This window comes from Streptomyces sp. NPDC102259, assembly GCF_044766465.1.
Classification (GTDB): Bacteria; Actinomycetota; Actinomycetes; order Streptomycetales; family Streptomycetaceae; genus Streptomyces.
Window position 1 is genome coordinate 1 of sequence record NZ_JBIWMA010000029.1, and the last position, 24,648, is coordinate 24,648.

At 71.7% G+C, this 24,648-nt stretch carries 25 protein-coding genes and 1 pseudogene; 10 read left to right on the forward strand and 16 right to left on the reverse strand.

Features of this window, described 5'->3' with window-relative positions; all coding sequences use genetic code 11:
• Positions 1 to 126 (forward strand): annotated as a pseudogene (locus ACIRPU_RS38615) (ABC transporter permease); the annotation flags it as partial.
• 232 nt (positions 127 to 358) lie between these two features.
• Here ACIRPU_RS38615 and ACIRPU_RS38620 read toward each other — a convergent pair.
• Together ACIRPU_RS38620 and ACIRPU_RS38625 are read right to left on the reverse strand one after the other, a co-directional pair.
• Positions 359 to 712: a hypothetical protein gene (locus ACIRPU_RS38620; RefSeq protein ID WP_403876108.1), complete on the reverse strand. Its 354-nt coding sequence runs from the start codon at positions 710 to 712 to the stop codon at positions 359 to 361.
• Positions 713 to 813: 101 nt separating this feature from the next.
• Positions 814 to 1,581: an SDR family oxidoreductase gene (locus ACIRPU_RS38625; protein ID WP_355706279.1), complete on the reverse strand. Its 768-nt coding sequence runs from the start codon at positions 1,579 to 1,581 to the stop codon at positions 814 to 816.
• Positions 1,582 to 1,679: 98 nt separating this feature from the next.
• On the opposite strand from ACIRPU_RS38625, the gene ACIRPU_RS38630 reads away from it, so the two are divergent.
• The gene (locus tag ACIRPU_RS38630) at positions 1,680 to 2,288 is read left to right on the forward strand and encodes a TetR/AcrR family transcriptional regulator (RefSeq protein WP_355706280.1); all 609 of its coding nucleotides are present in this window, start codon (positions 1,680 to 1,682) and stop codon (positions 2,286 to 2,288) included.
• A gap of 36 nt (positions 2,289 to 2,324) precedes the next feature.
• On the opposite strand, the gene ACIRPU_RS38635 is transcribed toward ACIRPU_RS38630, so the two are convergent.
• From ACIRPU_RS38635 to ACIRPU_RS38660, 6 genes are all read right to left on the reverse strand, one after another.
• The gene (locus tag ACIRPU_RS38635; protein ID WP_403876112.1) at positions 2,325 to 2,822 is read right to left on the reverse strand and encodes a MarR family transcriptional regulator; all 498 of its coding nucleotides are present in this window, start codon (positions 2,820 to 2,822) and stop codon (positions 2,325 to 2,327) included.
• Between the two features lie 68 nt (positions 2,823 to 2,890).
• On the reverse strand, positions 2,891 to 3,808 hold the full coding sequence (locus tag ACIRPU_RS38640) for an NADP-dependent oxidoreductase (protein WP_403876115.1): 918 nt from the start codon (positions 3,806 to 3,808) through the stop codon (positions 2,891 to 2,893).
• 160 nt (positions 3,809 to 3,968) lie between these two features.
• Positions 3,969 to 4,355, reverse strand: a complete 387-nt coding sequence (locus ACIRPU_RS38645) for a hypothetical protein (RefSeq protein WP_403876118.1) — start codon at positions 4,353 to 4,355, stop codon at positions 3,969 to 3,971.
• Positions 4,352 to 5,170: a cupin domain-containing protein gene (locus ACIRPU_RS38650; RefSeq protein WP_403876121.1), complete on the reverse strand. Its 819-nt coding sequence runs from the start codon at positions 5,168 to 5,170 to the stop codon at positions 4,352 to 4,354. Before ACIRPU_RS38650 ends, ACIRPU_RS38645 begins: the two co-directional genes overlap by 4 nt.
• Positions 5,167 to 6,420, reverse strand: coding sequence for a sedoheptulose 7-phosphate cyclase (locus ACIRPU_RS38655; RefSeq protein ID WP_403876124.1), 1,254 nt, complete (start codon positions 6,418 to 6,420; stop codon positions 5,167 to 5,169). The genes ACIRPU_RS38650 and ACIRPU_RS38655 overlap by 4 nt, the downstream gene beginning before the upstream one ends.
• Positions 6,421 to 6,837: 417 nt before the next feature.
• Complete coding sequence (locus tag ACIRPU_RS38660; RefSeq protein ID WP_171394940.1) at positions 6,838 to 7,281, reverse strand: MarR family winged helix-turn-helix transcriptional regulator; 444 nt, start codon at positions 7,279 to 7,281, stop codon at positions 6,838 to 6,840.
• A 424-nt stretch (positions 7,282 to 7,705) separates the two neighbouring features.
• On the opposite strand from ACIRPU_RS38660, the gene ACIRPU_RS38665 reads away from it, so the two are divergent.
• The 6 genes from ACIRPU_RS38665 (at position 7,706) to ACIRPU_RS38690 (ending at position 14,749) form a co-directional block, all read left to right on the forward strand.
• Positions 7,706 to 8,806, forward strand: a complete 1,101-nt coding sequence (locus ACIRPU_RS38665) for a VOC family protein (protein WP_403876127.1) — start codon at positions 7,706 to 7,708, stop codon at positions 8,804 to 8,806.
• Positions 8,807 to 9,024: 218 nt separating this feature from the next.
• Positions 9,025 to 9,729 carry a hypothetical protein gene (locus tag ACIRPU_RS38670; RefSeq protein ID WP_403876130.1) on the forward strand — a complete coding sequence of 235 codons (705 nt, stop codon included), beginning with the start codon at positions 9,025 to 9,027 and terminating at the stop codon, positions 9,727 to 9,729.
• Positions 9,730 to 9,851: 122 nt separating this feature from the next.
• Entirely contained in the window at positions 9,852 to 11,612 is a 1,761-nt protein-coding gene (locus ACIRPU_RS38675; RefSeq protein WP_403876133.1) for an FAD-binding oxidoreductase, read from the forward strand.
• Positions 11,613 to 11,711: 99 nt separating this feature from the next.
• Positions 11,712 to 12,926 (forward strand): acyltransferase family protein, encoded by a 1,215-nt coding sequence (locus ACIRPU_RS38680; RefSeq protein WP_403876136.1) that lies wholly within the window; start codon positions 11,712 to 11,714, stop codon positions 12,924 to 12,926.
• A 123-nt stretch (positions 12,927 to 13,049) separates the two neighbouring features.
• A complete protein-coding gene (locus ACIRPU_RS38685) occupies positions 13,050 to 14,291 on the forward strand; it encodes an MFS transporter (protein WP_403876139.1) in 1,242 nt (413 codons plus the stop codon).
• Between the two features lie 104 nt (positions 14,292 to 14,395).
• A complete protein-coding gene (locus ACIRPU_RS38690) occupies positions 14,396 to 14,749 on the forward strand; it encodes a VOC family protein (protein ID WP_403876142.1) in 354 nt (117 codons plus the stop codon).
• A 122-nt stretch (positions 14,750 to 14,871) separates the two neighbouring features.
• On the opposite strand, the gene ACIRPU_RS38695 is transcribed toward ACIRPU_RS38690, so the two are convergent.
• Entirely contained in the window at positions 14,872 to 15,708 is an 837-nt protein-coding gene (locus ACIRPU_RS38695) for a class I SAM-dependent methyltransferase (RefSeq protein ID WP_403876144.1), read from the reverse strand.
• Positions 15,705 to 15,848, reverse strand: coding sequence for a hypothetical protein (locus ACIRPU_RS38700; RefSeq protein WP_403876147.1), 144 nt, complete (start codon positions 15,846 to 15,848; stop codon positions 15,705 to 15,707). The genes ACIRPU_RS38695 and ACIRPU_RS38700 overlap by 4 nt, the downstream gene beginning before the upstream one ends.
• A 421-nt stretch (positions 15,849 to 16,269) precedes the next feature.
• Here ACIRPU_RS38700 and ACIRPU_RS38705 point away from each other — a divergent pair, with 421 nt between their 5' ends.
• Complete coding sequence (locus tag ACIRPU_RS38705) at positions 16,270 to 16,716, forward strand: hypothetical protein (protein ID WP_403876150.1); 447 nt, start codon at positions 16,270 to 16,272, stop codon at positions 16,714 to 16,716.
• Between the two features lie 73 nt (positions 16,717 to 16,789).
• On the opposite strand, the gene ACIRPU_RS38710 is transcribed toward ACIRPU_RS38705, so the two are convergent.
• The 4 genes from ACIRPU_RS38710 to ACIRPU_RS38725 form a co-directional block, all read right to left on the reverse strand.
• Positions 16,790 to 17,470, reverse strand: coding sequence for a pyridoxamine 5'-phosphate oxidase family protein (locus ACIRPU_RS38710; RefSeq protein WP_403876153.1), 681 nt, complete (start codon positions 17,468 to 17,470; stop codon positions 16,790 to 16,792).
• A 134-nt stretch (positions 17,471 to 17,604) separates the two neighbouring features.
• Positions 17,605 to 18,294 (reverse strand): LysE family translocator, encoded by a 690-nt coding sequence (locus tag ACIRPU_RS38715; protein ID WP_403876156.1) that lies wholly within the window; start codon positions 18,292 to 18,294, stop codon positions 17,605 to 17,607.
• A gap of 216 nt (positions 18,295 to 18,510) precedes the next feature.
• A complete protein-coding gene (locus ACIRPU_RS38720) occupies positions 18,511 to 20,682 on the reverse strand; it encodes an FG-GAP-like repeat-containing protein (RefSeq protein WP_403876159.1) in 2,172 nt (723 codons plus the stop codon).
• Positions 20,683 to 20,766: 84 nt separating this feature from the next.
• A complete protein-coding gene (locus ACIRPU_RS38725; RefSeq protein ID WP_403876162.1) occupies positions 20,767 to 20,976 on the reverse strand; it encodes a hypothetical protein in 210 nt (69 codons plus the stop codon).
• Between the two features lie 189 nt (positions 20,977 to 21,165).
• On the opposite strand from ACIRPU_RS38725, the gene ACIRPU_RS38730 reads away from it, so the two are divergent.
• The gene (locus ACIRPU_RS38730; RefSeq protein ID WP_403876164.1) at positions 21,166 to 22,026 is read left to right on the forward strand and encodes an oxygenase MpaB family protein; all 861 of its coding nucleotides are present in this window, start codon (positions 21,166 to 21,168) and stop codon (positions 22,024 to 22,026) included.
• Between the two features lie 19 nt (positions 22,027 to 22,045).
• Here ACIRPU_RS38730 and ACIRPU_RS38735 read toward each other — a convergent pair whose 3' ends face one another.
• Positions 22,046 to 22,945 (reverse strand): helix-turn-helix domain-containing protein, encoded by a 900-nt coding sequence (locus ACIRPU_RS38735; protein ID WP_403876167.1) that lies wholly within the window; start codon positions 22,943 to 22,945, stop codon positions 22,046 to 22,048.
• 98 nt (positions 22,946 to 23,043) lie between these two features.
• Positions 23,044 to 24,576: an MFS transporter gene (locus ACIRPU_RS38740; RefSeq protein WP_403876169.1), complete on the reverse strand. Its 1,533-nt coding sequence runs from the start codon at positions 24,574 to 24,576 to the stop codon at positions 23,044 to 23,046.
• Between the last annotated feature and the right edge of the window lie 72 nt (positions 24,577 to 24,648).

Sequence of the window (24,648 nt, forward strand, 5' to 3'; positions counted from 1 at the left end):
CTGCGCGGACTGCTCCTCGGCACCGAGATCGGCCACAACGGATGGCTCGCGGCCGCCTGGTGCCTGGGCCTCGCCGTGCTCGGCTACTTCTGGTCGGCCTCGAAGTTCAACAGCGACCCGAAGTAACCGCTGTGACAGCGCGGGCCGCCTCCCGCACCTTGTTCCGCCCGAGGGCGGCGTACTCCGACACCGCGTCGGCGCACGCCGCCCCGTTCGCGTCAGCGGCCGCCCGCCGATGCCGGACGTCTCCGGGCCGATCAGTCCAGCAGGGCGGCCGTGAACAGCTCCGCGCCCCCGGGGCGGGGGTGGCCCGGGGGCGCGGAAGGCGGGGGACCGCGGCGTTCAGGCGCCGGGGCGTTCAGACGCGCAGCAGCAGCTCCAGTTCGGCCGGTCCCATGTCGGGGTCTCCGGGTGCGCTCGGCGCGTCGTCCAGCTCGAAGGCCCACCGGTGCGAAGGGGCGCAGCCGAACGTCCGCTCGGAGATGACCGGGAGGAAGAGGTCGGCGCTGTCCGCGCAGTCCCAGATCAGCGCCAGCCCCTCCCAGCCCGCCACGGGCTCGTCGATCCACCGGCCGTCCCGCAAACCGGGGTACGCGGCGGCGAGTGAGGCCGCGGCCTCCGGACCGAAGCCGGCCTCTCCGGACCGGTCCGTGCGGGCGGTGCCGGATGCGGTACCGCGTGTCCCGTCCCACCAGGCGATGACGACGTGCATGGGGCCTCCCTGTGCAGAGTGTCTGTCGTGCGCGATGTCGCGGTGTCCCCGTTGACACCCGTGCGTGGCTTCGGTTCTGGCCGGGTGGGCCGGTCACCGGGTCAGAGCTGGGAACCGCCGGTGGCGTCGACGACCTGGCCGGTCACCCAGCGCCCGTCGTCGGAGGCGAGGAAGGCGACCACGTCGGCGACGTCCTCGGGGCGTCCCACGCGGCCGAGGGCGGAGAGTTCCGCGGCCGACTGCTCGGCGGCGTCGTTGTCCCGCAGCCAGGAGGCGTTCATGTCGGTGTCGATGATGCCGGGGGCCACCGAGTTGACCGTGATGCCGCGACCGCCGAGCGACTTGGCGAGCGTCAGGGTGAAGGCGTCGATGGCCCCCTTGGTCATGGCGTAGGCGATGATGTCGGTGAGCGCGATCCGGGTCGCTCCGGAGGAGACGTTGATGATCCGGCCGCCGTTCCGCAGACGCTTGAGCCCCTGCTGCGCGAGGAAGAACGGCGCGCGCATGTTGACCGCGACGGCCTCGTCGAACGCCTCGACGGTGGTCTCCTCGATCTCGCCGCGCGGTGTGATGCCCGCGTTGTTGACCAGGATGTCGAGCTCGGCCCCGTCGGAGTGCTCCAGGGCCTGGCGGTCGTAGGCCGCCCAGAGGGTCTCCACGTCCCCGGCGACGCCCAGTTCGGCGTGGACCGCGAACGCGGCACCGCCCTCGGCGCGGATCGCGGCGACCACCTCGTCGGCGGCCGCCTGATTACGGCCGTAGTGGACGGCGACGAGTGCCCCGTCCCGCCCGAGCCGCTCGGCGATCGCGCGCCCGATCCCCCGGCTGCCGCCCGTGACCAACGCCTTCTTACCCGTCAGCGTTCCCATGACCGTCTCTCTGCCTTCTCTCCGCTTCGGAATTCTGTAGCGATGACTACGTTTTAACTGTAGCACGAATTCCATAGCGATCGTTGTAAAATTCCTGCATGACGACGACGAAGCGCGGGCGACCGCGGAGTTTCGACCGGGACGCGGCACTCGTCCAGGCCACGCTGCTCTTCTGGCAGCACGGCTACGAGGGCACGTCCGTCTCCGACCTGACCGCCGCCATGGGGATCTCGCCGCCGAGCCTGTACGCGGCGTTCGGGGACAAGCGCACGCTCTTCGTCGAGGTCGTCGACCGCTACGGCGACACGTTCGGCGCGTTCATGAACAAGGCGCTCGACGACGCGAGCGACACGCGCACGGGCTTCGCCGGCATGCTCGACGCGGCGGCGGTGTCCTACACGGACCCGGACCACCCCGCCGGGTGTCTGGTGATCACCGCGGCGACCAACTACTCCCCGCAGACGGCCGACATCAAGGACGATCTGCGCGAGCGCCGGATGGCGAACGTGCGGTCCTTCGAAGGGCGACTGAACGCGGCCAGGGCCGGCGGGTCGCTCCCCGAGGGAACGGACACGCGGGCCCTGGCCGTGTACTTCGCCGCGGTCGTCCAGGGCATGTCCCAGCAGGCCCGGGACGGCGCCAGCACCGCGGAGCTTCAACGGGTGGCCGAGTTGGCCATGGCCGTCTGGCCGGAGCCGGCCTCCTGAGACGCCGGCGGCGGACCCCGTCGCCCGCATGGTCCGCTAGGGCGGTTCGTGATGACGCGGATGGCCGGGCGTGTCGTCCTCGGCCCGGCACAAGCGGGCCACCACATGCGCGTACCGCTCGTCGAACCGCAGCGTCCTGAAGGAGAAGTCGAGTTCGCGGTCGAGTGTCCGGCCGGCCCGGGTCCACACGTGCCGACCCGCCTCGGTGGCCGCCATCCGGCTGATCCTCCGGTCGCAGGGCCAGGCCACCCTGGTCGCCCAACCCGAGCTCTCCAGTTGCGTCAGTATCCGGCTCGCCGCCGAGGCGCTGACGCTCAGCCGCCGGGCGACGTCACCGACCGGCACCGATCCGGGGTGTTCGCCGACCAGCACCCCGAGCGCCATCAGGGGTGCCAGCCCCACACCATGACGGTGTGTCAGAGTGCGGTCCAGCTGTCCTTCCAGCCACGAGAACATCGTCGCGACCCGTTCCCACAGCCGGGCGACGTCCTCCGTGGCGGTCTCACGGCCGTCGCTGTCGTGCGGCTCAGTCACAGCTTCGTCTTCCTCGGTCTTCCGTCCCGTGTCCTCGCCCCTCCCGGCGGGGGCGGCCGGCATCGCGGTCAGGGCAGCAGCAGGAGCTTGCCCCGGACGCCGCCGGCCTCCAGGAGACGGTGTGCTTCGCCCGCCTCCTCGAAGCCCAGTTCCTTCGCGGAGCGCACCTCCAGTTCGCCCCGGTCCACGAGGGCGGCGAGCGCGGCGAGACCCTCGCCGTCCTGCTCCACGTACGAGACGGCCACGTGCACACCCCGCTCCGCCTGCGGCACCCGGGTGGGCACCACGGAGACCGCGCGTCCGCCGTCCCGTACCGCGGCGACGGTCCCCGGCAGGCCCGCCGTCTCCAGCAGACCGTCGACGGCGCCGGACGGAAGCACCGACGCGTCCGCTCCCACCACCACGCGAGCCGCGCCCAGCGCACGGGCCCGCTCGATGTCCTCGGCCGACCGGACCTGGGCCACCACGGTCAGTCCGCGCAGCCGGGCGAGCTGCACCGTGAGCCCGCCGACCGAGCCGACGGCACCGGTGACCAGCAGTGTGGCGCCTTCGGGAAGAGCGAGGGCGTCGAGTGCCTGCCAGGCGGTGAGCCCGGCCAGCGGCAGTCCCGCGGCGGCGGTCAGCGGGACGGATACGGGTGCCGGGGCCACGATGCCGGCGGGCAGCGCGACGGTCTCGGCGTAGGTCCCACGGCCGGTGGCCATCTGGGCGGACATCGCCACGACCCGGTCGCCGACGCTGAAGCCGGTGACCTGGTCGCCCACCTGGGTGACCGTGCCCGCCACGTCCCAGCCGAGGACCATCGGCGGGTGGAACGCGCCGTGCGCGCTGTGCAGACCGGCGCGGGTCTGGAGGTCGACGGGATTGACCGCGGCCGCGGCGGTACGGACGAGAACGCCGTCCGGGTCCGGGGCGGCCGGTTCCGGGAGGTCGGAGACCACCAACTGCTCGGGACCGCCGTACGTCGTGAGGACTACCGCACGCATGATGCTCGCTTTCGAGGTTCGGGGCCGCTACGGCCAAATCTCGCCGACCGGACCGGAGCGGCCCCGACCGGATTGCCACCGGATCGGGGCCGCGAGGGACCGAAGGAGAGGGGACCGAGAGGGAGGGGGTCAGGGGGAGGGGGCAGGGGAGGGGAGCCGGTCAGGAGCTGAGCAGCTCGGGGACGCGGGGTGGCAGCCGGTCGGTGACGGCGGCGGCCAGGGTCCGTACGGTGATCAGTCGCACCGCGTCGGGCCCGGCCGTGAGGTGTGCCGCGCAGCTGTGCGGCAGCAGGGCCAACTGCCCCGCTCTGACGCTGTGTTCACCGGACGCGGTGCTCAGGGTGAGCTCGCCCTCGAGCACCAGCACGGCCTCCTCCACCCCGTGCCGCGGGGTCGCCGCGAGAACGGCGGCGGGCGCGAGCCGCCAGTGCTCCACCGACTCGCACTCACTGTGCAACATCCCCCGGCGTACCAGACACGTCCAGTCGGATCCCGAGGCGGGGCCCATGGCCGTGCGCACCGCGTCCCCCGTGGTGGTGATGATCACGACGCCTCCGCGGAGAGCCGGGGCAGGGCCAGCGTGACGACCAGCAGCCGCAGCGGAGTGCGCGCCTCGAAGCGGGTGAGCGTGTCCGCGCCCAGGGTGACGCAGGTGTCCGCCGAGAGGTCCGCCGCGGTGCCGTCGGCCGCCGTGGCCCGGCCCTCGCCGCCGTGCACGAACACCGCGAGCTCCGCGTCGGCCCTGCCCAGGGCGATGCGCTGGCCGGAGTCGAGGTCGACGGCCTCGACCTGGCGCAGGGGGCCGGTGAAGACGCCGTCGGTGGAGACGGTGCGCTCCTTGAAGAGGTCATGGATCACTGCGTCGCCCATGGCGGGTACTCCCAGTGTGAGATCGGCTCCGGACAGGACCGCGTCGGTGCCGGGCGAGAGGGTCTCGATGACCCACCAGTCGAGGTCGGCGTCCCCCGTGTTGCGCAGCCCGTGCACGTTTCCGGGGGCGGTCAGGGCCAGGGAACCGGGTCCGACGCGGTGGGGGACGCCGTTGAACAGGAACTCCCCGTGTCCGTGCAGGATCAGGTAGATCTCCTCGGTACGGGTGTGGCGGTGTTCACCGCTCAGTCCGCCCGCGGGGATGGAGGCCCACTCGACCGCCTCGGTGGGGGAGTCGAGCTGACGGCGACCCGCGAAGCACTTCCAGTGCGTGCGCCCGGCGGCGCCGTGGACACCGTGCACCGTCGCGGCCCCCGCCACGGTGCCGATCGAACGGAAGGCGTGCGGGCGGGAGTCGTGCGGCCGGGAGTCGGGCGGCCCCGCCGACCGGACGTCAGCCTCCCCGTGCCGGGTGCTGGGTGCGGTCGTCACCGGGACACTCCCGCCACCAGCCCCGCGAGGGCCTCGGCTGCCGCCCCGAGTTCGGCCTCGGTGACGTCGTTGACGAAGACCGCGCTGCCGATGCCGACCGGCAGGGGCAGCCGCTGCTTTCCGTCACGGTGCCGGACGGTGTCCCGCAGAGCCTCGCCGAGCCGCTCCGGGGTGCACAGCGGGTGCCAGGCCGGCAGGCCGAGCCGTGCCATCACGTCGAGGATGCGGTCCCGCTGGTAGGTGCTGACGAGTCCGCGGTGCTCGGCCATGACGGTGGTCAGAGCCATGTCGATGGCCACGGCCTCGCCGTGCAGCAGGGCGGGAAGGGCGTGCATCTCGATGGTCGGACTGAAGGTGTGGCCGTAGTCGACGACCCGTTCCAGCACCTTCTCCCAGAGGTTGGGCTGGAGTTCCTCCAGCATGCCCTGGATGGCCCGCTCGACGACCTCGGTCGCGGGGTCGAGGTGCAGCCCGCGGGCCGCGAGCCGCTGGTCGACCGGGACGTCGGCCGGGGTGGGGCCGCTGGCCGTCGCGCTCTGCAGCTTGGTGCGCAGGACGTCGGCGCCGTGCTGCTCCAGGAGGTCGAACAGGCGGGCGTCCTTGATGAGGGCGATCTTGAGGATCTCGGCCAGGCCGTTGCTGATGTGCCGTTCGTCGAGCGTGGCCAGGAACGAGCGGTCGAGCAACGTGCGGTCCGCCGGGAAGTAGGTGCCGAGCCGGTTCTTGTGCCCGTTGTGGTTGACGCCGGTCTTGGCGCCGACTCCGGCGTCCACCAGGCCGATCAGGGTGGTGGGGATGCGGATGAACGGCGTGGAGCGGCGGTACAGGCTGGCGGCGAAGCCGACGATGTCCATCAGGACGCCTCCGCCGATGGCGATGACGGGCTCACGCCGCCGGTCGACGCCGAACGCGTCGAGGGCTTCGGTGACCTGGAGTACGGCGCCGACCGACTTGTGCGTCTCACCGTCGTCCAGGACCAGCACCTGGTGCTCGACGCCGTGGTGCTCGAAGTAGGCGCGGATGCGCTCACCGTAGAGGGAGTCGACCACCCGGTCGGTGACGACGAAGCGACGCCGTCCGGTGCCCGGGGCGTCCTCGAGGATGGTGGAGTTCCCGGGATCGAGCAGGTTCTCACAGGCGCGTATCTCGTACTGGACCGGGTTGCTGGTCTTGACCGACCAGTGGGTGGCCGGGCTTCCCACCGCGAAGAGACCGTCGTTGTTCCGTGTGGTCTGCGTTTCTTGCTGCATCAGGCTTCCGCCTCCGACGAAGAGTCTCGGTTCAGGTTCGTCGCGAATCTGGGCGGGGCAGTGTGTTCTGGTGTCCGCGCGGCGAAGCCCTCCGGGCCGCCTGCGCGGGATCCGGCCACCGCACCGTGGCCTGCCCCCCGTCGCCGTCACCGACCCTGACACAGAGTTCATTGCGCACGCAAGGATTACTCGGGTCCGGCCGGTTGATATCCGGCCAGGAAGGGCCTGTCGAGCGCCAACCGATCGGCATTGACCTGGGGTTCTCCGGAACGGAAAACGGATCGGGATGGCCGGAAGCAGGCGGCTGACCCTTGCTGCCGCAAGAAATCAGTCGTTCAGGACGCGTCGTCCGAGCCGCTCGGACAGCGAAATGCCCCCCGCCGACGTGCGGCAGGGGGCGTGATACGGCCGGACGGCTCAGCGGTCGAGGGTCGGGGCGTAGCGCAGTCTGGCGACGACCGAGCTGGTCCTGCTGTCCATGGACGCGACTTCCAGCGCCATGCCGACCTCGCGGCGGAAGAGATTGCCTATGTCCGCGACCATGGTCCGGCCGGCCTCCGTGACCCGCACGACCACGCCTCTGCGGTCCGTCGCGTGCGCCCCCCTCTCGACCAGCCCGCGGCCCTCCAGACGTTGGACGGCACGCGTGGCCGACGACTGGTTGAGGCCGAGGAGCTGGGCGAGTTCGTTCATCCGGATGCCCGCCGGGTCGCCGTTGCTCAGCGCGCGCAGGGAGAGGAAGTCCGTGAGGCCCAGCTCGAAGTCCTCGGAGAGCCGTCGGTCCAGTGCGGTACCGACTTCCGCGACGAGAACGGACAGTTGACTCCACAGCTCGACGCTGTCTTCCTTGCGCGTTCGCATGATGTCGCCTTCTTCAGGGTGCTCGAAGGATCTTCCCGCCGCCGAAGAGCCCTTCCGGGCGCCTCGCGGGGGAGGGGGAGGTGCGCCACGTCCCATGGCAGCCGAGCCGTACCCAGAGTACGAGGCGCCGACAGTCATGGAAACCCTCCCGTACGCAGGCTTTTTCATGTCTGCACATGGAGACGTACGGCTTCATGACTCGGTGACCATTCGGCGGATCGCCTTCGATCCACATCAGTGCAGGTCGGAGGGGGTGAATCGCATAACGTACCCCCTGTGTCCGGGGAGATGTTCCTTGCGCACGCAATGACATTCCCCTACTGTCGCCATCGGTCCGGCACCTGGTCACGAGCAGGTGCCGGAGTTCGAGCGTTCGTGTGCCGCGCGGTGCCCGGCACCGAGCGCACTCGTCCAAGGGGGAATCGTGCTCAACGTATCCACGGCGGCCTCGTCCACGCCGGTGCTCACCGGTCTGCCCACCGCGCGGGCCGTGGACCACTACGCCTTCACCGTCCCGGACCTCGACGAGGCCATCGCCTTCTTCACCGGCGTGCTGGGCGGCGAACTCTGTTACCGGGAGGGCCCGGTCGAGGACGCCGACGGCGACTGGATGACCCGGAAACTGGGAGTCCACGCACGGGCGCGGGCCCAGGTCGCCCTGGTCCGGCTCGGACCGTACAGCAACCTGGAGCTCTTCGAGTACACCGCGCCGGGCCAGATCACCTCGCCGCCCGGCCCGAACGACGTCGGCGGTCATCACCTGGCCCTGATGGTCGCGGATCTGGACACGGCGGAGGAACACCTGCGCCGGTCGGCCACCGTCCGCCTCGGCCCGGCGGACGCCTTCCCCGGGACCCGGCGGTGGTTTCTGACGCCGTGGGGCATGCTGCTCTCGCTGCGCGGTCCGGGCCGACAGGACGACCGTGGCTTCGTACCCGCCACGACGCCGTACGCCGACGCCATCGGCATCGCCAACGCCAACGCCAACGCCGTGGAGCGTTCACTGGGCCTGCTCGGCGTGGAGCACGTGAGTTACACCGTCGCCGATCTCGCCGCCGCCACCGCCTTCTTCACGGACGTCCTGGGAGCGGAACCGGTGGAGAGCCCGCAGCGCCCGGCGGACCGGTCGGACGGGCACTGGCCGCCCGGTACCGAGCACTCCCGCAGGACACTCCTGCGCACCGGTCCCACCGCCAACTGCGAACTGATCCAGAGCGGAACAGGCGCCCTGCGGTCCCGGCCCCCGCTCAACAGCGACGTCGGCGGCCACCATCTGGCCTTCTACGTCGACGACGTGGACGCGGCCGCCGCCTATCTGCGGGAGCAGGAGGGCGTGGCACTGATGGGCGAGCCGGAGACGATCACGCAGGGTCCGATCGCCGGCGACCGCTGGCTCTACTTCAGCACCCCGATCGGCATCCAGATGGAGATCATCAACATGCCGGACGGCTCCCTGCCGTACGAGGCGCACACCTCGGCGCGCCGCGCGACGCCCGGTGACCTGCGCTGGCACGACCGCCCCTGACCGAAGGCGGGTTCCCGCCCGCCCTCGGCCCGTCCGGCGCGCCCGACCGGACACCGGCACACCGACCGGCACAGGACACACCGGCACCCACGCACTTACGCACCCACGCACCTACGCACACCTCGACAACACTCGACCATCCAGGGGGAATCCGCATGGGACCGCTCGCACCGTTACCCACCCGTCCGCCCGGGCCGTCGTTCGGAGCGGCGGCCGACGTGGCACTCTGGCTCGACTGCCGGCGCACACCCCCGGAGGCGGTCGCCCGGTCTCGGGCCGAAGCCGCGCAGACGGTCCGTGACCTGCTGCTACCGGTCGTCCAGGGCGTGCCGGCCGACGGCCTGACCGCGAACGGCACGGTCGTCGCCGGTCCCGTCCACGGGCCCGCCGCACTCCGCCGTCTGATGCGCGGGCTGCTCTCGCAGGCCGCACCCGCCCCCGGCCCGGAGGACCGCCCGGTCGCCGTCGCCGTCGAGTACTCCGTCCCGGCCGTCGACGCCCTGGTCAACGCCGGCCTCGACCGGATCGGCGGCTGCGAGGCCAAGGCCATGCGGTTCCGCGCCGGAGTCGCCGGAGCCCACCTCCTGTACGACATGCTGCGGCGCGACCTGAGTTCCCCGGCCTGGGCCCGCGCCGTGGCGCGCGGCATTCCGGCGCCGTACCTGCTGTGGTCCACCACGCCCGGTGCCGGCCCCGACCGGGGCGCGGAGTACGCCGAGCAGTGTCTGTTCCCCGGGACGGCCGTGGCGCTCTCGCCCGATGCCCTGCGGACGTTCGTGCAGCGCGGTGCCGTCGCCGGACCCACCACGCCGGACCTCGTGGAGGCGCGTCGCGTCGTCGGCATCCTCGACTGGTTCGGCATCCGCCTCGACACACTCGTCGGCGCCCAAGCCCCGACGGCCCAGGCCCCGACGCCCCGCTGACACCACCGGACCGCGCCTCGCCCCGCGCACCCGCGCACCCGTGCACCCGCGCGCCCGTGCACCCGCGGCGATCGGGCGTGCCCTCCGCTCCCATGTCGTCCCACCATGCCAAGGACTCACCCATGTCTTCCTTCATGTCCTCACCCATGTCCTCGCCCGCCGGCCCGCCCGACTCTCCCTCAGCCGCCACACCGCCCCACGCGACCGGCGAGGCCCGGGCTCAGGCCGCCCCCGCGCGGCGCGCCGGTACACCCACCACCGTGCGCAGGCCCGTGCATCGGCGGACGTTCCTGTCCGGTACGGCCGTCGCAGGCGGTGCCCTCGCGGCCACCGCCGCCGGAATCGGTCCCGCCACCGCGGCCGCGACGGCCCGCGCCGACGCTCCCGAGGCCGGGCCCGCCGTCACCGTGCGTCCCTCGGACCGGCGCTACGCGGACCTTCGGCGCGGCACCAACCAGCGCTGGGTCGGCAGCCCCGACCGGATCGTCCTGGCCACCTCCACCGGTGACGTCGTACGGGCCGTGCAGCAGGCGGTCGACTCCGGCCATCGGCTGGCCGTACGCAGCGGCGGCCACTGCTACGAGGACTTCACCACCAGCGAGGAGATCGCGGTCGTCCTCGACCTGTCCCGTATGGACGACATCTCCTACGACGAACGCCGCCGGGCGTTCTCCGTGCAGCCCGGCGCCGCCCTGGGCCGGGTCTACGACCGCCTCTACAAGGGCTGGGGCGTCTACCTCCCGGCCGGCAACTGCCCCACCGTCGCGGCAGGCGGGCACATCCAGGGCGGGGGCTACGGCTCCATGAGCCGACGTGACGGGCTCGCGGTCGACCACCTGTACGGCATCGAGATCGTGGTCGTGCAGGCGGACGGCGTCGCCCGCGCCGTCATCGCGACGCGCGAGCCCGACGACCCCCACCGCGAGCTGTGGTGGGCCCACACGGGAGGCGGCGGCGGCAACTTCGGCGTGGTGACCCGCTACTGGCTGCGCTCCCACGACGCCGAGGGCGACGATCCGACCGCACAGCTGCCCACCCCGCCGCGCGAGGTGTGGCTGAGCGAGGTGGCGTGGCCGTGGGAGCAGCTGACCGAGGCCCGCTTCAGCCGGCTGATGTGGAACCACGGCGAATGGCACACCCATCACAGCGCCCCCGACTCCCCGTACACCGCGTTGTTCAGCCAGCTCAAGCCGTTCCACAAGTCGAACGGAGCGGTGGTGCTCGACTCGCTGGTCGACGCCGGTGCCCCCGGCGCCGAGCGCATGCTCCAGAACTACATATCCGAGGTCGGCGCCGGTCTCGGCGTCCAGCCCCAGGTCCGTCAGTACCGGCGGGTGCCGTGGCTGCACGCCACCCAGTGGCCCGGCTTCACCGGCCCGGATCCGACGGTCAGGTTCAAGGGCAAGTCCGTCTACGCGCGGCGCACGTACACGGACGCCCAGATCGCCGCGGCCCACCACCACCTGACCCGCGACGACTTCCACAACCCGAGCGCGCTGCTCATGATCGCGTCCTACGGGGGCGCGGTGAACCGTGTCGCCTCCGCGGACACCGCCGTGCCGCAGCGGGACTCCGTTCTCAAGTACCAGGTCGTCTCGCTGTGGAACGACGCGGCGGACGACGACGCCAACATCGCCTGGGTCCGGGAGTGCTACCGCGACATGTTCGCCGCCACGGGCGGTGTGCCGGTGCCGAACGAGACCAACGACGGATGCTTCGTCAACTACGCCGACGTCGACCTCGGTGACCCCCGGTGGAACACCTCCGGCGTGCCGTGGCACGACCTCTACTACAAGAACGGCTACCGGCGGCTGCAGAAGGCCAAGGCCGCCTGGGACCCCACCGGACTGTTCCGGCACGCCCAGTCGATCCGGCCCGCCTGACCACGTGGCCCGGCGGGCGCCACGAGGCCGCCCGCCGTCGCCCGACGCACCCGCCGGCGCCCTGCCACCCTCCCGCTCTCACACCCCGAGGTGACCCTCGTGTCCGTTGACTCCGCCGTGCCCGGGCGCTCGTCCCGGCTGCCCTCGCTCACCGGGATGCGGTTCTTCGCCGCCTTCCTGGTGTTCCTGTTCCACCTGTCGCTGCTCGACGCCTACTCCACCCCGGACCATGGCCACGGTCCCTTCGCCTCCGCCCTGAAGAACGGCGGCTGGGCGGGCGTCACCTTCTTCTTCATCCTCAGCGGGTTCGTCCTGGCCTGGTCCGCCCGGGACAACGACACCACCCGCGCCTTCTGGGGGCGCCGACTGGCCAAGGTCTACCCCAACCATGTCGTCACCTTCTTCTTCGCCCTCGCCATGTACGCCTACGCCTCGGCGAGCTGGGGACGCGGCGTGCCCAACTTCCTGCTGCTCCAGGCGTGGATACCGAAGGACGACGTGTTCTTCAGCGTCAACAACCCCAGTTGGTCGCTCTCCTGCGAGCTGCTCTTCTATCTGCTGTTCCCGCTCCTGCACCGTTCGGTGCTGCGGATCCGCGCCGAGCGGCTGTGGTGGTGGGCGGCCGGGACCGCCACGGCGATCGTGCTGTTGCCGCTGCTCGTCCGGCTGTTGCCCACGGGAGAGACCTTCGGGCCGAACCACGCCAACTCTCCGCTGTACGGTCACTCGATCACCCAGATGTGGCTCGTCTACATCTTCCCGCCGCTGCGGGTGCTGGACTTCCTGCTCGGCATCCTGATGGCCCGGATCGTGCTGACCCGCCGGTGGATCGGCCTCGGCGTACTGCCCGCACTGGCGCTCACGGTGGCCGCGTACGCGCTGAGCCTGCGGGTTCCGTTCCTCTTCTCGCTGAACGCGGTCGTCGTGATCCCGTTCGCCCTGCTCATCGCCGCCGCGGCGGCACGTGACGCGGCGGGGCGGGGAACCGCGGTGGCCGGACGTGTGTGGGTGTGGCTGGGCGAGGTGTCCTTCGCCTTCTATCTGATCCACCAGGTCCTGCTGTCCTTCACCCAGGAACGGCTCGGCTTCCGGAACACGGACTCGCTCGCGGTCGCCGTCGGCGTGGCCGCGCTCGTCGCCGCGGCGAGCCTGCTGCTGGCCTGGCTGCTGTACGTCGGCGTCGAGCGACCCGCGGTACGGGCCTGGGCGCGCCGCGCGCGGGCGGCCCAGGGCGCCCGCGCGCCCGAGGCGCCGGCGGCCGTCAGTTCCTCCCGGGACGACAGCGACCGGCCCGTCACCATCGGCACCACCTGAGACCTCACGTTCCCGTCGCACACGCCGCTGCGCGGTGCGTCCCCGTCCGGTGCGGAAACGTTCGCTCCCGTGCCGGACGGCGGTCGCGCCGCGCAGCGCGGTGACGGCCACCAAGGAGATCCCATGCCGCTTCCCGTCTTCGCGATGATGCTCTGCACCTTCTGCATCGGAACCGCCGAGAGCGTCATCGCCGGCATCCTGCCGGCCATCGGGCACGACGTCGGCGTCTCGCTCACCTCCGTCGGCATGCTGATCAGCGTGTACGCCGTCGCCGTCGTCCTCGTCGGCCCGCTGCTCACGGCGGCCACCGGCCGGTTCCGCCGAACGATGCTCATGCCGGGCATGATGGCCGTCTTCATCCTCGGCAACGTACTGGCCGCACTCGCACCGGACTTCCGCTGGCTGGTCGTCGGCCGGGTGGTGAGCGCACTGGCGCACTCCACCCTGATCGCCGCCTTCGTCGCGGCGGCACGGGACATGGCGCCCGCCGACCGGCGGTCCGCGTGGGGCGCCAAGATCACCCTCGGTATCGGTCTGTCCAGTGTCGTCGGCGTCCCCGCCGGCACCCTGATCGGCGACCTGTTCGGCTGGCGCGCGACGTTCTGGGCCCTCGCCGCGCTGAGCCTGGCAGCCACCCTCCTGCTCATGCGGCGCGCCGTGCCCGAGGCCCCGCCGGTGACGCCCGACGACCGGCGGACAGCCCCCGGCGTCGCCCGCCCCCGGTTCGTCCTCCCCGGCCCTCTGCTGCTCGTCGCCCTGGTCATCATGCTCGGCACCGGAGGGGTGTTCGCCCTCTACACCTACGCGTCGCCCTACCTCACGCAGGCCGCGGGCTTCGGCCCGCGGACCGTCACCGTGCTGCTTCTGCTCTACGGCGCGGGCGGCATCGTCGGCAACACGGTGGGCGGCCGGGCGGCCGACCGTTCCCCGTACGCGGCCGTCCTCATCACCCTGGGCGCGTCCACGGCGGGCCTGCTGCTGCTCGCTCTGCTGCCCGGCAGCCGAGGGGCCGTGGCCGTCCTCTTCTGCCTCCTCGGCGCCGCCTACTTCGGCACGATCCCGGCGCTCAACACCCAGACCGTGACGACCGCCGGCACGACGTCGCCGACGATGGCCCTGACCATCAACAACTCGGCCTTCTGCGTGGGGATCGCGCTCGGGAGCTGGCTCGGGGGCTTCCTGCTGGCCCACGGCCGCTCACTGCCTTCGGTGGCCGGAGCCGGGGCGACGCTGACCGCTGCGGCCCTGCTGCTCGCGACCGCCTGCCCCGGCCGGCGGAACGGCCCCGCGGCCACCGCCGCATCCGAGGCCCGAGCGGCGGACGCGACCGCCGCGGTCACCGGCGGCAGCCGCACGACCGGCTGAGTACCGAGGGCCGACCGAGCGCCGAACGCCTGTCCGGTCACGCCACTCCGGTCATCTCCGTTCTCCGCCGGCCCGCCCGACCGCCGTCCTGGCAAGATGACGGCATGGAACGTGTGCTTGGAATCGGTGGGTACTTCCTGCGGGCCGCCGACCCGGCGGCCCTGAGCGCCTGGTATCGCGATCGCCTGGGCCTGGACGCCGACGAGAACGGACTGTGGCGTCAGGGAGCCGGGCCGACGGTGTTCGCGACGTTCGAGTCCGAGACCGACTACTTCGGGTCCCGCGCCCAGCGGACCATGCTCAACTTCCGGGTCCGCGACCTGGACGCGATGCTCGCGCAACTGCGCGCCGGCGGAGCGGACGTGGCCGAGGCGACGCAGGACATGGAGGGCGTCGGCCGTTTCGGCTGGGTCACCGACCCCGAGGGCAACCGGGTCGAGCTCTGGCAACCCGCCTGACCGGACCCGGAGTCGTGCATCACCCCGCCAACGCGGCGGCGAGGCAGTTCTCCATGCGCCGGAAGTACGGCAGACAGCTCGCGGCCCAGGAGGAGCACCCGTTCGCGAGGGGCCGGGGCAGGTCATCGCGGACCCTCCTCGACCTTCTCGGGCTTCCACCCCCAGACGGTGAGCATGCCGGCCGACAGCGCGGCGCAGTCGTCGGAGTCCAGGTACCGGACCGCCTCGTCGACGGCACCGTCGTCGACCAGGCCGGTGGCGAGCATCGCCGCTCGGCTCCGCTCCCAAGTGTCCGCCCAGAAGCGGCTGATGGGACTGCCCGGCAGCAGCGGCGGCACATGGATCTCGGCGGCGACGGAGTCGAGCCCCGCCCCACGCAGCAGCTGCGGGTACGACGGCACCCAGGAGACGTCGGTGCCGATGGTGGACCGCAGCCCTTGCCACATCGCCCGCATCACCGCGCTGTACGGGGTGTCGGGCGCCCGGTCGCTCGTCAGGTCGATGGCGTCACTGAGCACCAGCACACCGCCGGGCGCGACGAGTTCGGCAAGTGTGGTGATCAGGCGGTCGCGCTCGGCGAGGTGCATCAGCACGAAGCGGGCGTGCACGAGCGGGAACCGGCCGGGGACGGCGTCCGGCGCGCTGATGTCGGCCTGCATCACGTCGAGCCCGGGCACGGGCCGCGCGCAGAGGAAACGTACGTCGCGGTCCACCGCGAGCACGCTCGTCACCCCGGCCTCCTCCAGCAGCCTGCGGGAGACCGTTCCCGTGCCGGCCCCCACGTCGAGGCAGCGCCACCCCGGGCCGACCCCGAGAGCCCGCAGCCGGGCCATGGTGATGTCGTCGTAGGCGAGGGCGCCGAAGTCGATGCGCTCGCCCTCGCCCGCCTGTTCGGGACGGAAGACGGCCTCGCCGTAGCGGCCGTCTCCCGCCGCGTCCCCGCGCGCGGCGGCGCTCACGCCGCGGTCGTCGTGACGCCGAGGGCGTCGCCCTCGATGAGTTCCAGCGCCCGGTGGGCAAGGGCCCGGTAGACAAGGGCCTGATGGGCAAGGGCCTGATGGGCAAGGGGCTGGAGCAGCGGGTCGTCGAACAGTTTCATGACCGGACCTCTTCACACGGTGGGGCGGTGCCGGGCGGCCTGTCCCGAGGCCGCCACCCACCCGATCCTCCACAGCCGGCCTCCCGCAGAGCCGAGGCGCGCCGCGCCTGAGCCGATCGGACCTGGGGGCGCACCGTGCTGTTGTTCAGGATCGCCGCCATGGCGCTGCGACCTGTTCACGTGGACAGCTCGTCGACGCGCCGGAACCGTGCCGGCGGCCTCGTCGAGGAGCCGCATCACGCTCCCGTGCACGGAGCGTCGGTCGGGAACGGGTGACGCGCCCGACTGTCACATCCCCACGACAGCCTTGTCACAGGGCCCCGCCGATGTCCCCCCGGCGTGGCCGTCGCCTGTCCTGGCCATGGCACGATGCCCTTTTTGGCACCACCGTCTTCGGCATCACCGTCCAGGGGGGACAACCATGCGCACCCGCGCGACCATCGCCGCCGCGACCCTGCTCCTCGCCGCGCTCACCGCCTGCTCCTCGTCCGGCGACGCCCCGGCCGCGAGCGACAGCGGGACACCCGCCGCCGAACCCACCGTCAGCGTGCCCGCCGAGCATGAAGGCGACGACCTCAAGGCCGCCGTCGCCGTCTGCACCGCCGCCTACTTCGCCGCCGACACCGACACCGCGTACGCCATGCTGTCCGCGCGCTGCGCGCAGCAGATCGCCAAGGACGCGTACACCGGCGTCGTGCGGCAGGCGAAGACGGACTACGGTCCCGACCACCCGGCGACCGGCGTGCAGGCCGACGTGTCGGGCGACCGCGGCCTCGCCACCTACAAGGTGGACGGCCTGCCCAAGTTCGATCAGACGAAGCAGCCGTGGACGCTGGAGGGCGACGCCTGGAAGTACGACGCCTGCTGACATGTCCGCGTGAGCGTCACCCTGCTCGCGTTCGCGCTGTTCGCCGCCGCCCTCGTACGAGTCCGTCCGCCGATCACCCGAGACGCGTGCCGCTGCGGGCCCCGATGTGGTCGGGCGGTTCGATGCCCGCCGGGAGCAGGGGGTCGGTTTCGGGTTCGCCCCAGGTCGAGACGAGGGGAAGGACTCCGGCCCAGATCCCGAGGGCGGCGTCGGGTCCGTCGCCGTCGTCCGGCCCGCCGGTGCGTATCTTGACCGACGCCTCCTCCAGCGAGAGGGCGAGCAGGGTCGTCGCGGCCAGTTCCTTGCGGTTCGGCCGGCGTGCGTGGTCCCACTGTGCCGGCGCGGCCTGCTCGGTCAGGCGGCGCAGCCCCTCGAGCTTCTCCTCCGGATCGGTGACCAGGCGCGGGACGCCGTAGATCATCGCGCTGCGGTAGTTCACGCCGTGTTCGAACACCGACCGTGCGAGGACGAGGCCGTCGATGTGCGTCACCGTGACGCACACCGTCGCCTCGGGCGAGGCGATCAGGCTTCGGCCGGCCACCGAGCCATGGAGATAGAGGGTGCGTCTGTCGTTCCCGTAGACCGTGGGAACGACCATCGGGTGTCCGTCGACGACCACCCCGAGGTGGCAGATGAATCCCGCGTCCAGGATCGCTTCGAGTTCGCCACGGTCCTGGCTTCCCTGCTCCCGCAGGCGACGGTGACGGGTGCGTTCGGTGTTCGGCAGCGACCGAGGGAGGGGGCTGTGGTTCACGTCGTTCCTTTCGCTACGTACGCTGCCAGAAGCTACCGATATCGTTGCCAAATGGCTACTGGTCCACCGGATCAGTTCCTGAAATCTCTGAACGCAACTAAAAGCGAAGCACCGGTGACGGTCAAGGCCCGGGTTCAGTTGGTTGCGGCGACGCCGACCCCGATGGCGATGAAGAGCCATCCGGTGGTCAAGTCCCACCGGCGCCTGAACGCGGGCCGGTTCAACAGGGCGCGCAGCCTGGCGGCGACGCCCACCAGAGCCAGCCAGTAGACGACGCCGATCAGCACGTCCAGCGTCCCGAGGAAGAAGATCTGCCCGGTCAGCGAGCCCTCGTGATCGACGAACTGAGGCAGGACGCTGAGGAAGAACAGCGCGGCCTTGGGGTTCAGCACATTGGTGAGGAAGGCGTCCATGAAGCTCCGCCCCCAGGTGCCGCGCTCACCGGCACCCGAGTCCGCTCGCTCGGTCGACGCCTCATCGCGCTCCCCGTCGCTCGCACCCTTCACCGGCTCGGTCGTGCCTCCTCGGCGGCCGACGGCGGCGCGACGGGCCGCCACCAGGGCGCGGACGCCGAGCACCACCAGGTACGCGGCGCCGGCCAGCTTGATCGCCGTGAACGCGACGGGCGAGCGGGCGGCCACCACGGACAGGCCCAGTGCGGCGGCCACCATGTGCACGCACAGCCCGGTCTGGGCCCCCAACGCCGCCGCCCGGCCCAGCGCGACGCGCACCGTGGCGGCCCGGACGATCACCAGGAAGTCCGGGCCGGGGACCAGGTAAGCCACCATCACCACACCGAGAAATCCTGCGAGATCGACCGACACGGCCCGCTCCGTCCTCGAGATCCCGACCCACGGGGCGGGAGGCGTCTTCGTGGTTCTCGTGGTTCTCCGTGGTTCTCGTGCCCAGGCACCTTCCACGGATTCGCCACCCGATGCGCCTCGTCCCGTGTGACACGCGGAGAAGGGAGCTTTCTGGCCGCCCAGCCCCTCGCCACCGACAAGTGGCAGGGCGGCCGCTCGGCGACTGTCAGTGGCGTCTCAGGACAGCGTGCCGTGCGTCTGCCAGCCGGAGGCGAGGGTGTAGGTGGCGCTGAAGGTGCCGTCGCCCCAGCCCTTGTTCCGTAGCAGTTTGCCGTCGGTGGTTCGCGAGACGAGGTCCGGGAAGCCGTCGCCGGTCACATCGCCGACCGCGATGATCGCGTCGCGGCCCGCGCCCCAGTCCCGGAACACCAGCGTCCGCGGCTTGAAGCCGCCCGTGCCGTTGCCGTCGTAGCGCCACAGTTCGCCGCCGGCGTCCCGTGCGATGAGGTCGCCGATGCCGTCGCCGGTCACGTCTGCGGCGCCGACGACGGTGTAGCCCTTCCATCCGGCGCCGACGCGCATACCCGGGTCCAGAAGGCCGTGGGCGTTGGACTTGTACAGGTAGAGGTACCCGGTCGTGGACTGACGGGCCAGCAGGTCGGGCCGGTGGTCACCGGTGAAGTCGTCGGCGGCGACGACGCTGTCGAAGCCGTTCCAGCCGGAGCCGACCAGTGTGCGCTCGGCGTCGGGCAGGAAGACGCCGGTGCAGCCGCCGGAGTACCGGTAGAGCTTGCCGTCGGTGGTCCTGCCGAGCATGTCGGAGCAGCCGTCGCCGGTCATGTCGCCGACGGGGACGAAGCGGGTGCCCGGGGTCCAGCCCGACCAGCCGCGCGAGTCGGTCGGCCTGCCATCGGCGAACCGGTGGGCCTCGAGCAGGCCGCCGCCGGTCATCGTGTACAGCTCGCCGTAGCCGTCGGCGTCGGCGTCGTGGAAGGCGGACCGGCCACCGGAAAGCCGGAAGCTCCCGGTCGGGAGGGTGCGGACAGCGCCGCCGTCGCCCGGGTCCACGGTCATGGTCCAGTGGTAGCGGCCGCTCACCGCCTTCTCGCCCGTCTCGTCCGTGCCGTCCCAGGAGGCGCGGACGGCGGCGCCTTCGTGGGAGCTGCCGGTGAGGGTGCGGACGGCGGCGCCGTACGCGTCCTTGATGGTGAGCGTCCAGGACGCGGGCGGGCGGGTGAAGCGCCAGGTGCCCTCCCACAGGCGGTCGCTCGCCTGCCGCAGGTCCACCGTGGAGTCGGTGCGCCGGTCGAACAGGCTGATCCGCGACCGTGGCACCGTCACCGGCCGGATGTGGATCATCTGCTCTTCGTCGACGTAGGCCACATGGCCGCCGTAGCGGTCGACGGTCAGCTCGCCGACCCACGCGCCCTCGGGGGCCGTGAAGAAGGGGGTGGTGGCCGGGTGGCCTCCGCCGAGGTGGAAGTCGGTGAGCGTCACCGTCCGCCCGTCCTCGGACTGCTGGACCAGATAGCCGTCGCCGACCTTGGCGGGCGACGCACCGGGGACCGGGATGTTCCTGCCGGTACCGCCGTCCCGCACTCCGGCCTTGCCGGACGCGGAACAGCGCCAGTACAGCCATCGCCCGACCGCCTGGAGGTCGTCGGGGACACAGCCGGAGCCGAGCGCCACGTTCGCCGAGCTTGCCTTGGTGACCAGGTCGTACGAGTTGACCGTGCCGGCGATGCTGCCCGGCTTCCAGATCTTCGTGCCCCAGATGGACACCGCGGTGACCGACCGGGTGTGGACCTGCCCCGGGTAGGCCACGCCGGGGGCGAAGGAGCCGATGCGCTGCACGCCATCGTCGTTGACCGCGGCGTAGGAACCGCCGGCCGCCACCACATGGTCCGGGGACTCCCAGTCGAACGTGCCGAGCCCGAGCTCACTCTTGGGGGCTCCGCCGCCGAGGGCTTCCTGGCCGCCGAACGGTGTCATGAAGCCGACCCGGCCGTCGCCGAGCGCCCACAGCCTGGAGTAGAACCCGCTGCACGTGTACTCCGCGGGGTCGACGCCCTCGCACGGGTAGTCCGTCCAGACCCGGGATGCCGCGAGCTGCCGGGGGCCGGGCTGCGGGGTGCCGACGGCCGGGAGGTCGAACTCCCACAGCCCGCGCTTCGTCTCGGGGTCGGCCGTCCCCAGCACGCTGAGCTTGCCACCGCCCAGCGCGAGGGTCTCGACAGAGGCCTTGAGGTCGCCCCTGGTGCCGAACGGGATCACTATCTCGTCGTCGGCCGCTCGCGGCGCACCCGGCAAGGTCGCCGCGGGCGCCGGGGAGAGACCGAGACCGCCGACCGCCAGCGCGACGGCGGTCCCGATCGTGAGCGAGGTGTGTCTGATCGTGCGAGCGGTCATGCCGGCCCCCTGGTTGACGAGGAGTCCCGTCGTCGTCTTGGAAGCTTTGACCCCCAGGACACCCCGCAGGTTGTACGAAACTGACTAGTGGTCAGAACCCTGCTGCCGTCGAGGTATCCACGCGATCCACTCGATCCACCGAGTCCACCGAGTCCACCGGATCTCCAGCTCCTCCAGCTCCTCCAGCTCCTCCAGCTCTTTCGACTCCTCCAGGTCCAGCGGGTGCAGAGGGACGGCTGCATCCGCCTCGCCTGCCGCCGGGCGGTCGGGTCGCTCGTCGTCGCGCCGGGGCACTGTCCGTGGTCGACCGTGCGCCTCGGGTGCCGCTCATGCCTGGCAGGGCGCCCACGGCGGCGCGGGTCGCGGATACCGCATGCGCAGCCGTGGGCCGGCGCGGGGCAGGGTCGCCGGTGGACCCGGACCGCCATGTCCGGATTCGGCGGACATCGCGGACACTGGACAGGAGGAGAGGGGAGGCCGACCGTGCTGACCGTAGTCCGTGAAGAGATGGGCCGGGCCCTGTTCCGCCGCGTCGCCGGGCCCGACGGACCGGTGACGCGTGCGCGCATCCACCAGACCCCCGGCCCGCGCTGGTTCGGACCGGACCGTCCGATCCGCACCGTCCACGGTGACGCCTCGATGTTCATCGGGGGGCTGAGCGCGTTGCTGTTGCAGTCCCTGCATCCGCTGGCCATGGCGGCGGTGGCCGGGCACTCCGGATATCGCGGCGACCCGTGGGGCCGACTGCAGCGCACCAGCACCTTCCTGGCCGTGACGACCTACGGCACGGCCTCGGACGCGCAGCGGGCGGTCGACCATGTGCGTGGCATCCATGAACGGATCCGTGGCACGACGGCCGAGGGTGTGCCGTACCACGCGGCCGATCCGCATCTCCTCGGCTGGGTGCACGCAGCCGAGACGGACAGTTTCCTGCGCGCCCACGAACGCTTCGGAGCCCGTCCGCTGGACGCCGCCGACTACGACGCCTACGTCGCCGACACGGCGCGGGTCGCCGAGGCGCTGGGGGTGAGCGACCCGCCGCGCGACCGCCGCGAGCTGTCCGAGCGACTGACCGCCTACCGGCACGAGCTCAGGGTCACGTCCGAGGCCCGCGCGGCCGCCCGTTTTCTGCTGTTCCGGCCTCCGCTGCCCCTCGCGCTACGGCCCTTCTACGGCGGCCTGGCCGCGAACGCCGTGGTCCTGCTCCCGCCCTGGGCCCGGGGCATGCTGTGGCTGCCCCGGGTGCCGGTCGTCGAGGAGCTCGCCGTACGTCCCACCGGACGGGCCCTGACCCGGACCATTCGCTGGGTCATGACACCGCCGCGCCGGTCCCGCCTGACGTGACCGCGGGCCACCTGGTGCGCTAGCGCTGACGTGAGTGACCCTCGTCCGCCTCGGTGGCGGTGGGGTGAGGCTGTTCGGTGGCGGCCCAGGTGGCGAGGAGCCGCAGGGCGTCGTGGTCGGGTGTGCCGGGGGCGGCGCTGTAGGCGGTGAGGGTCAGGCCGGGCTGGGCGGGCAGTTCCATGGCGTCGAAGTCGAGGGTGATCACGCCGACGGCGGGGTGGTGGAAGGACTTCCGGCCGGCGTGGTGCAGGCGCACGTTGTGCTTGGCCCAGGCCGTGCGGAACTCCTCGCTGCGGGTGACGAGTTCGCCGACCAGCCCGGTCAGGTCGCTGTCGTGCGGGGCCCGCCCGGCTTCGGTGCGCAGTAGGGCGACGGTGGTGTGCACGGACCCCTCCCAGTCAGGGAAGAAGGCTCGGCCACGCGGGTCGAGGAACTGGAAGCGGGCGATGTTGACCGGCCGGGCGGCGTCGTGGGTGAACAACGGGGAGTAGAGGGCGCGGCCGAGGCCGTTGACGGCGAGGATGTCCAGGCGGCCGTTGCGGATGAAGGCCGGCGAGTCGGTCATGGAGTTCAGCACGCGCAGGACGCTGTCCGGGAGCGGGCCCCGGGCGCGCCCGCTGCCGCGGGCAGGACGTTTGGCGGCGGCGCGGGCCAGGTCGTGGAGATGGGCTCGCTCGGCGTCGTCGAGCTGGAGGGCGTTCGCCACGGCGTCGAGGACCTCCTCCGAGGCGCCGGCGAGGTGGCCGCGCTCGAGGCGGACGTAGTAGTCGACACTGACTCCGGCGAGCAGGGCGACCTCCTCGCGACGCAGGCCCGGTACGCGCCGATTGCCGCCGTAGGCGGGCAGGCCGGCCCGCTGCGGGGTGATCTTGGCGCGGCGGGAGGCCAGGAAGGCGCGGATGTCGCTCTCGGTGCTCACGCCGTCCAGGCTAGGCGGGGCGGCACACCCGCGGCACACCTGTGGGGGCCCTGTCGGCCCTCACCGAGGGTTCCGGGGCGCCGGTCTCGGGTGAGGGCTCAGGGGCGGTCGGACGTCTCACGGCCGACCCGGTACAGCTCCTGCGAGGTGACGATCAGTTCCCGTCGCTCCTTCTTCGATCCCACCATCGGCTGGGAGCCGTGCAGGGACACCTGGGCGCTCTCGGGCAGGAAGCGGACCGTGAACAGTCCGACGGCGCCGGCGGCCATGAGGTAGAACGCGGGCATCATGTCGTTCCCGGTGATGCTCACCAGCGCCTCTGTCACCAGGGGGGTGGTACCGCCGAACGCGGCCACCGCGAAGTTGAAGCCGATGCCCATGGCCGCGTAACGGACGGCCGTCGGGAACAGGGCGGGCAGCGTCGCGGCGCTCGGCGCGGCGAAGCACGCCAGCAGGGTGGACAGGATCAGCACGCCGAGGACCGGCGGCCAGGTTCCGTCCATCTTGATCAACAGGAAGGAGGGGATGGCGAGCAGGATCATGCCCGCCGCCGCATACCCGTAGAGGGGGCGTCGGCCGACGTGGTCGCTGAGCCTGCCGAGGAAGGTGATCAGCAGCACGATCCACACCATGCCCACGAGCACGAGGACGTCCGCGGAACTGCTGGATCGGCCGAGGGTCTCCGTCTGATAGGTCGGCAGGAATCCCGTGACCATGTAGTTGGTGACGTTGTAGAGCAGTACCAGTCCCATGCAGATGAGCAGGGCCCGCCAGTGGTCCTTGACGATGGTCCTGAACTCGGTGCCCGCCGATTCCTTGGCGAGGCTCTCCTCGTGTTCGTCGAGCTGCTGCTGGAACGCGGGCGACTCCTCGAGCTTGAGACGCATGTAGAGGCCGATCACCCCGAGCGGGCCCGCGACGAGGAACGGGATCCGCCAGCCCCACGAGAGCATCTGGGCGTCGCTCAGAGCGAGATTCAACGTGGTGACCAGGGCGGAGCCCAGCGCGTAGCCGACGAAGGTGCCGAAGTCGAGCCAACTGGAGAGGAAGCCGCGACGCCGGTCGGGCGAGTACTCGGCGACGAAGGTCGTGGCGCCCCCGTACTCGCCGCCGGTGGAGAAGCCCTGCGCCATGCGGGACAGCAACAGCAGGATCGGGGCGGCGATGCCGATCGTGGCGTAACTGGGGATGAGACCGATGGCGAACGTGCCGGCCGCCATCATGATCATGGTGGTGGCCAGTACCTTCTGCCGACCGAGGCGGTCTCCGAGCGGTCCGAAGACGAGGCCGCCGAGCGGGCGTACGACGAACGCGGCCGCGAAGGTGGCGAAGGACGAGATCACCTGGGCGGCGGGCGACGCTCCGGGAAAGAAGACCTTTCCGAGGGTGGCGGCGAGGTAGCTGTAGACGCCGAAGTCGAACCATTCCATGCAGTTGCCGAGTGCCGAGGCACTCACCGCGCGTCGGAGCAGCGGTGGTTCGACGACCTGGACGTCCTCGTCGCTGAAGGGACGCTTGTTGCGCCTCAGCCTGCGCGTCAGATCCTGACGGACCTGTACGGGCAGGCCGGCGATGTCCGTCGGCCCGGACCGCGCTGGGTCGGGCTGCCCGTCGGTCAGTAGGTCAGCCACTGAAGTTCCTTACTCGTCTTGCGTGAGATGACCTGTGTGCTGAGCGAGGCACCAGGTGTTTGCAGTACTGAC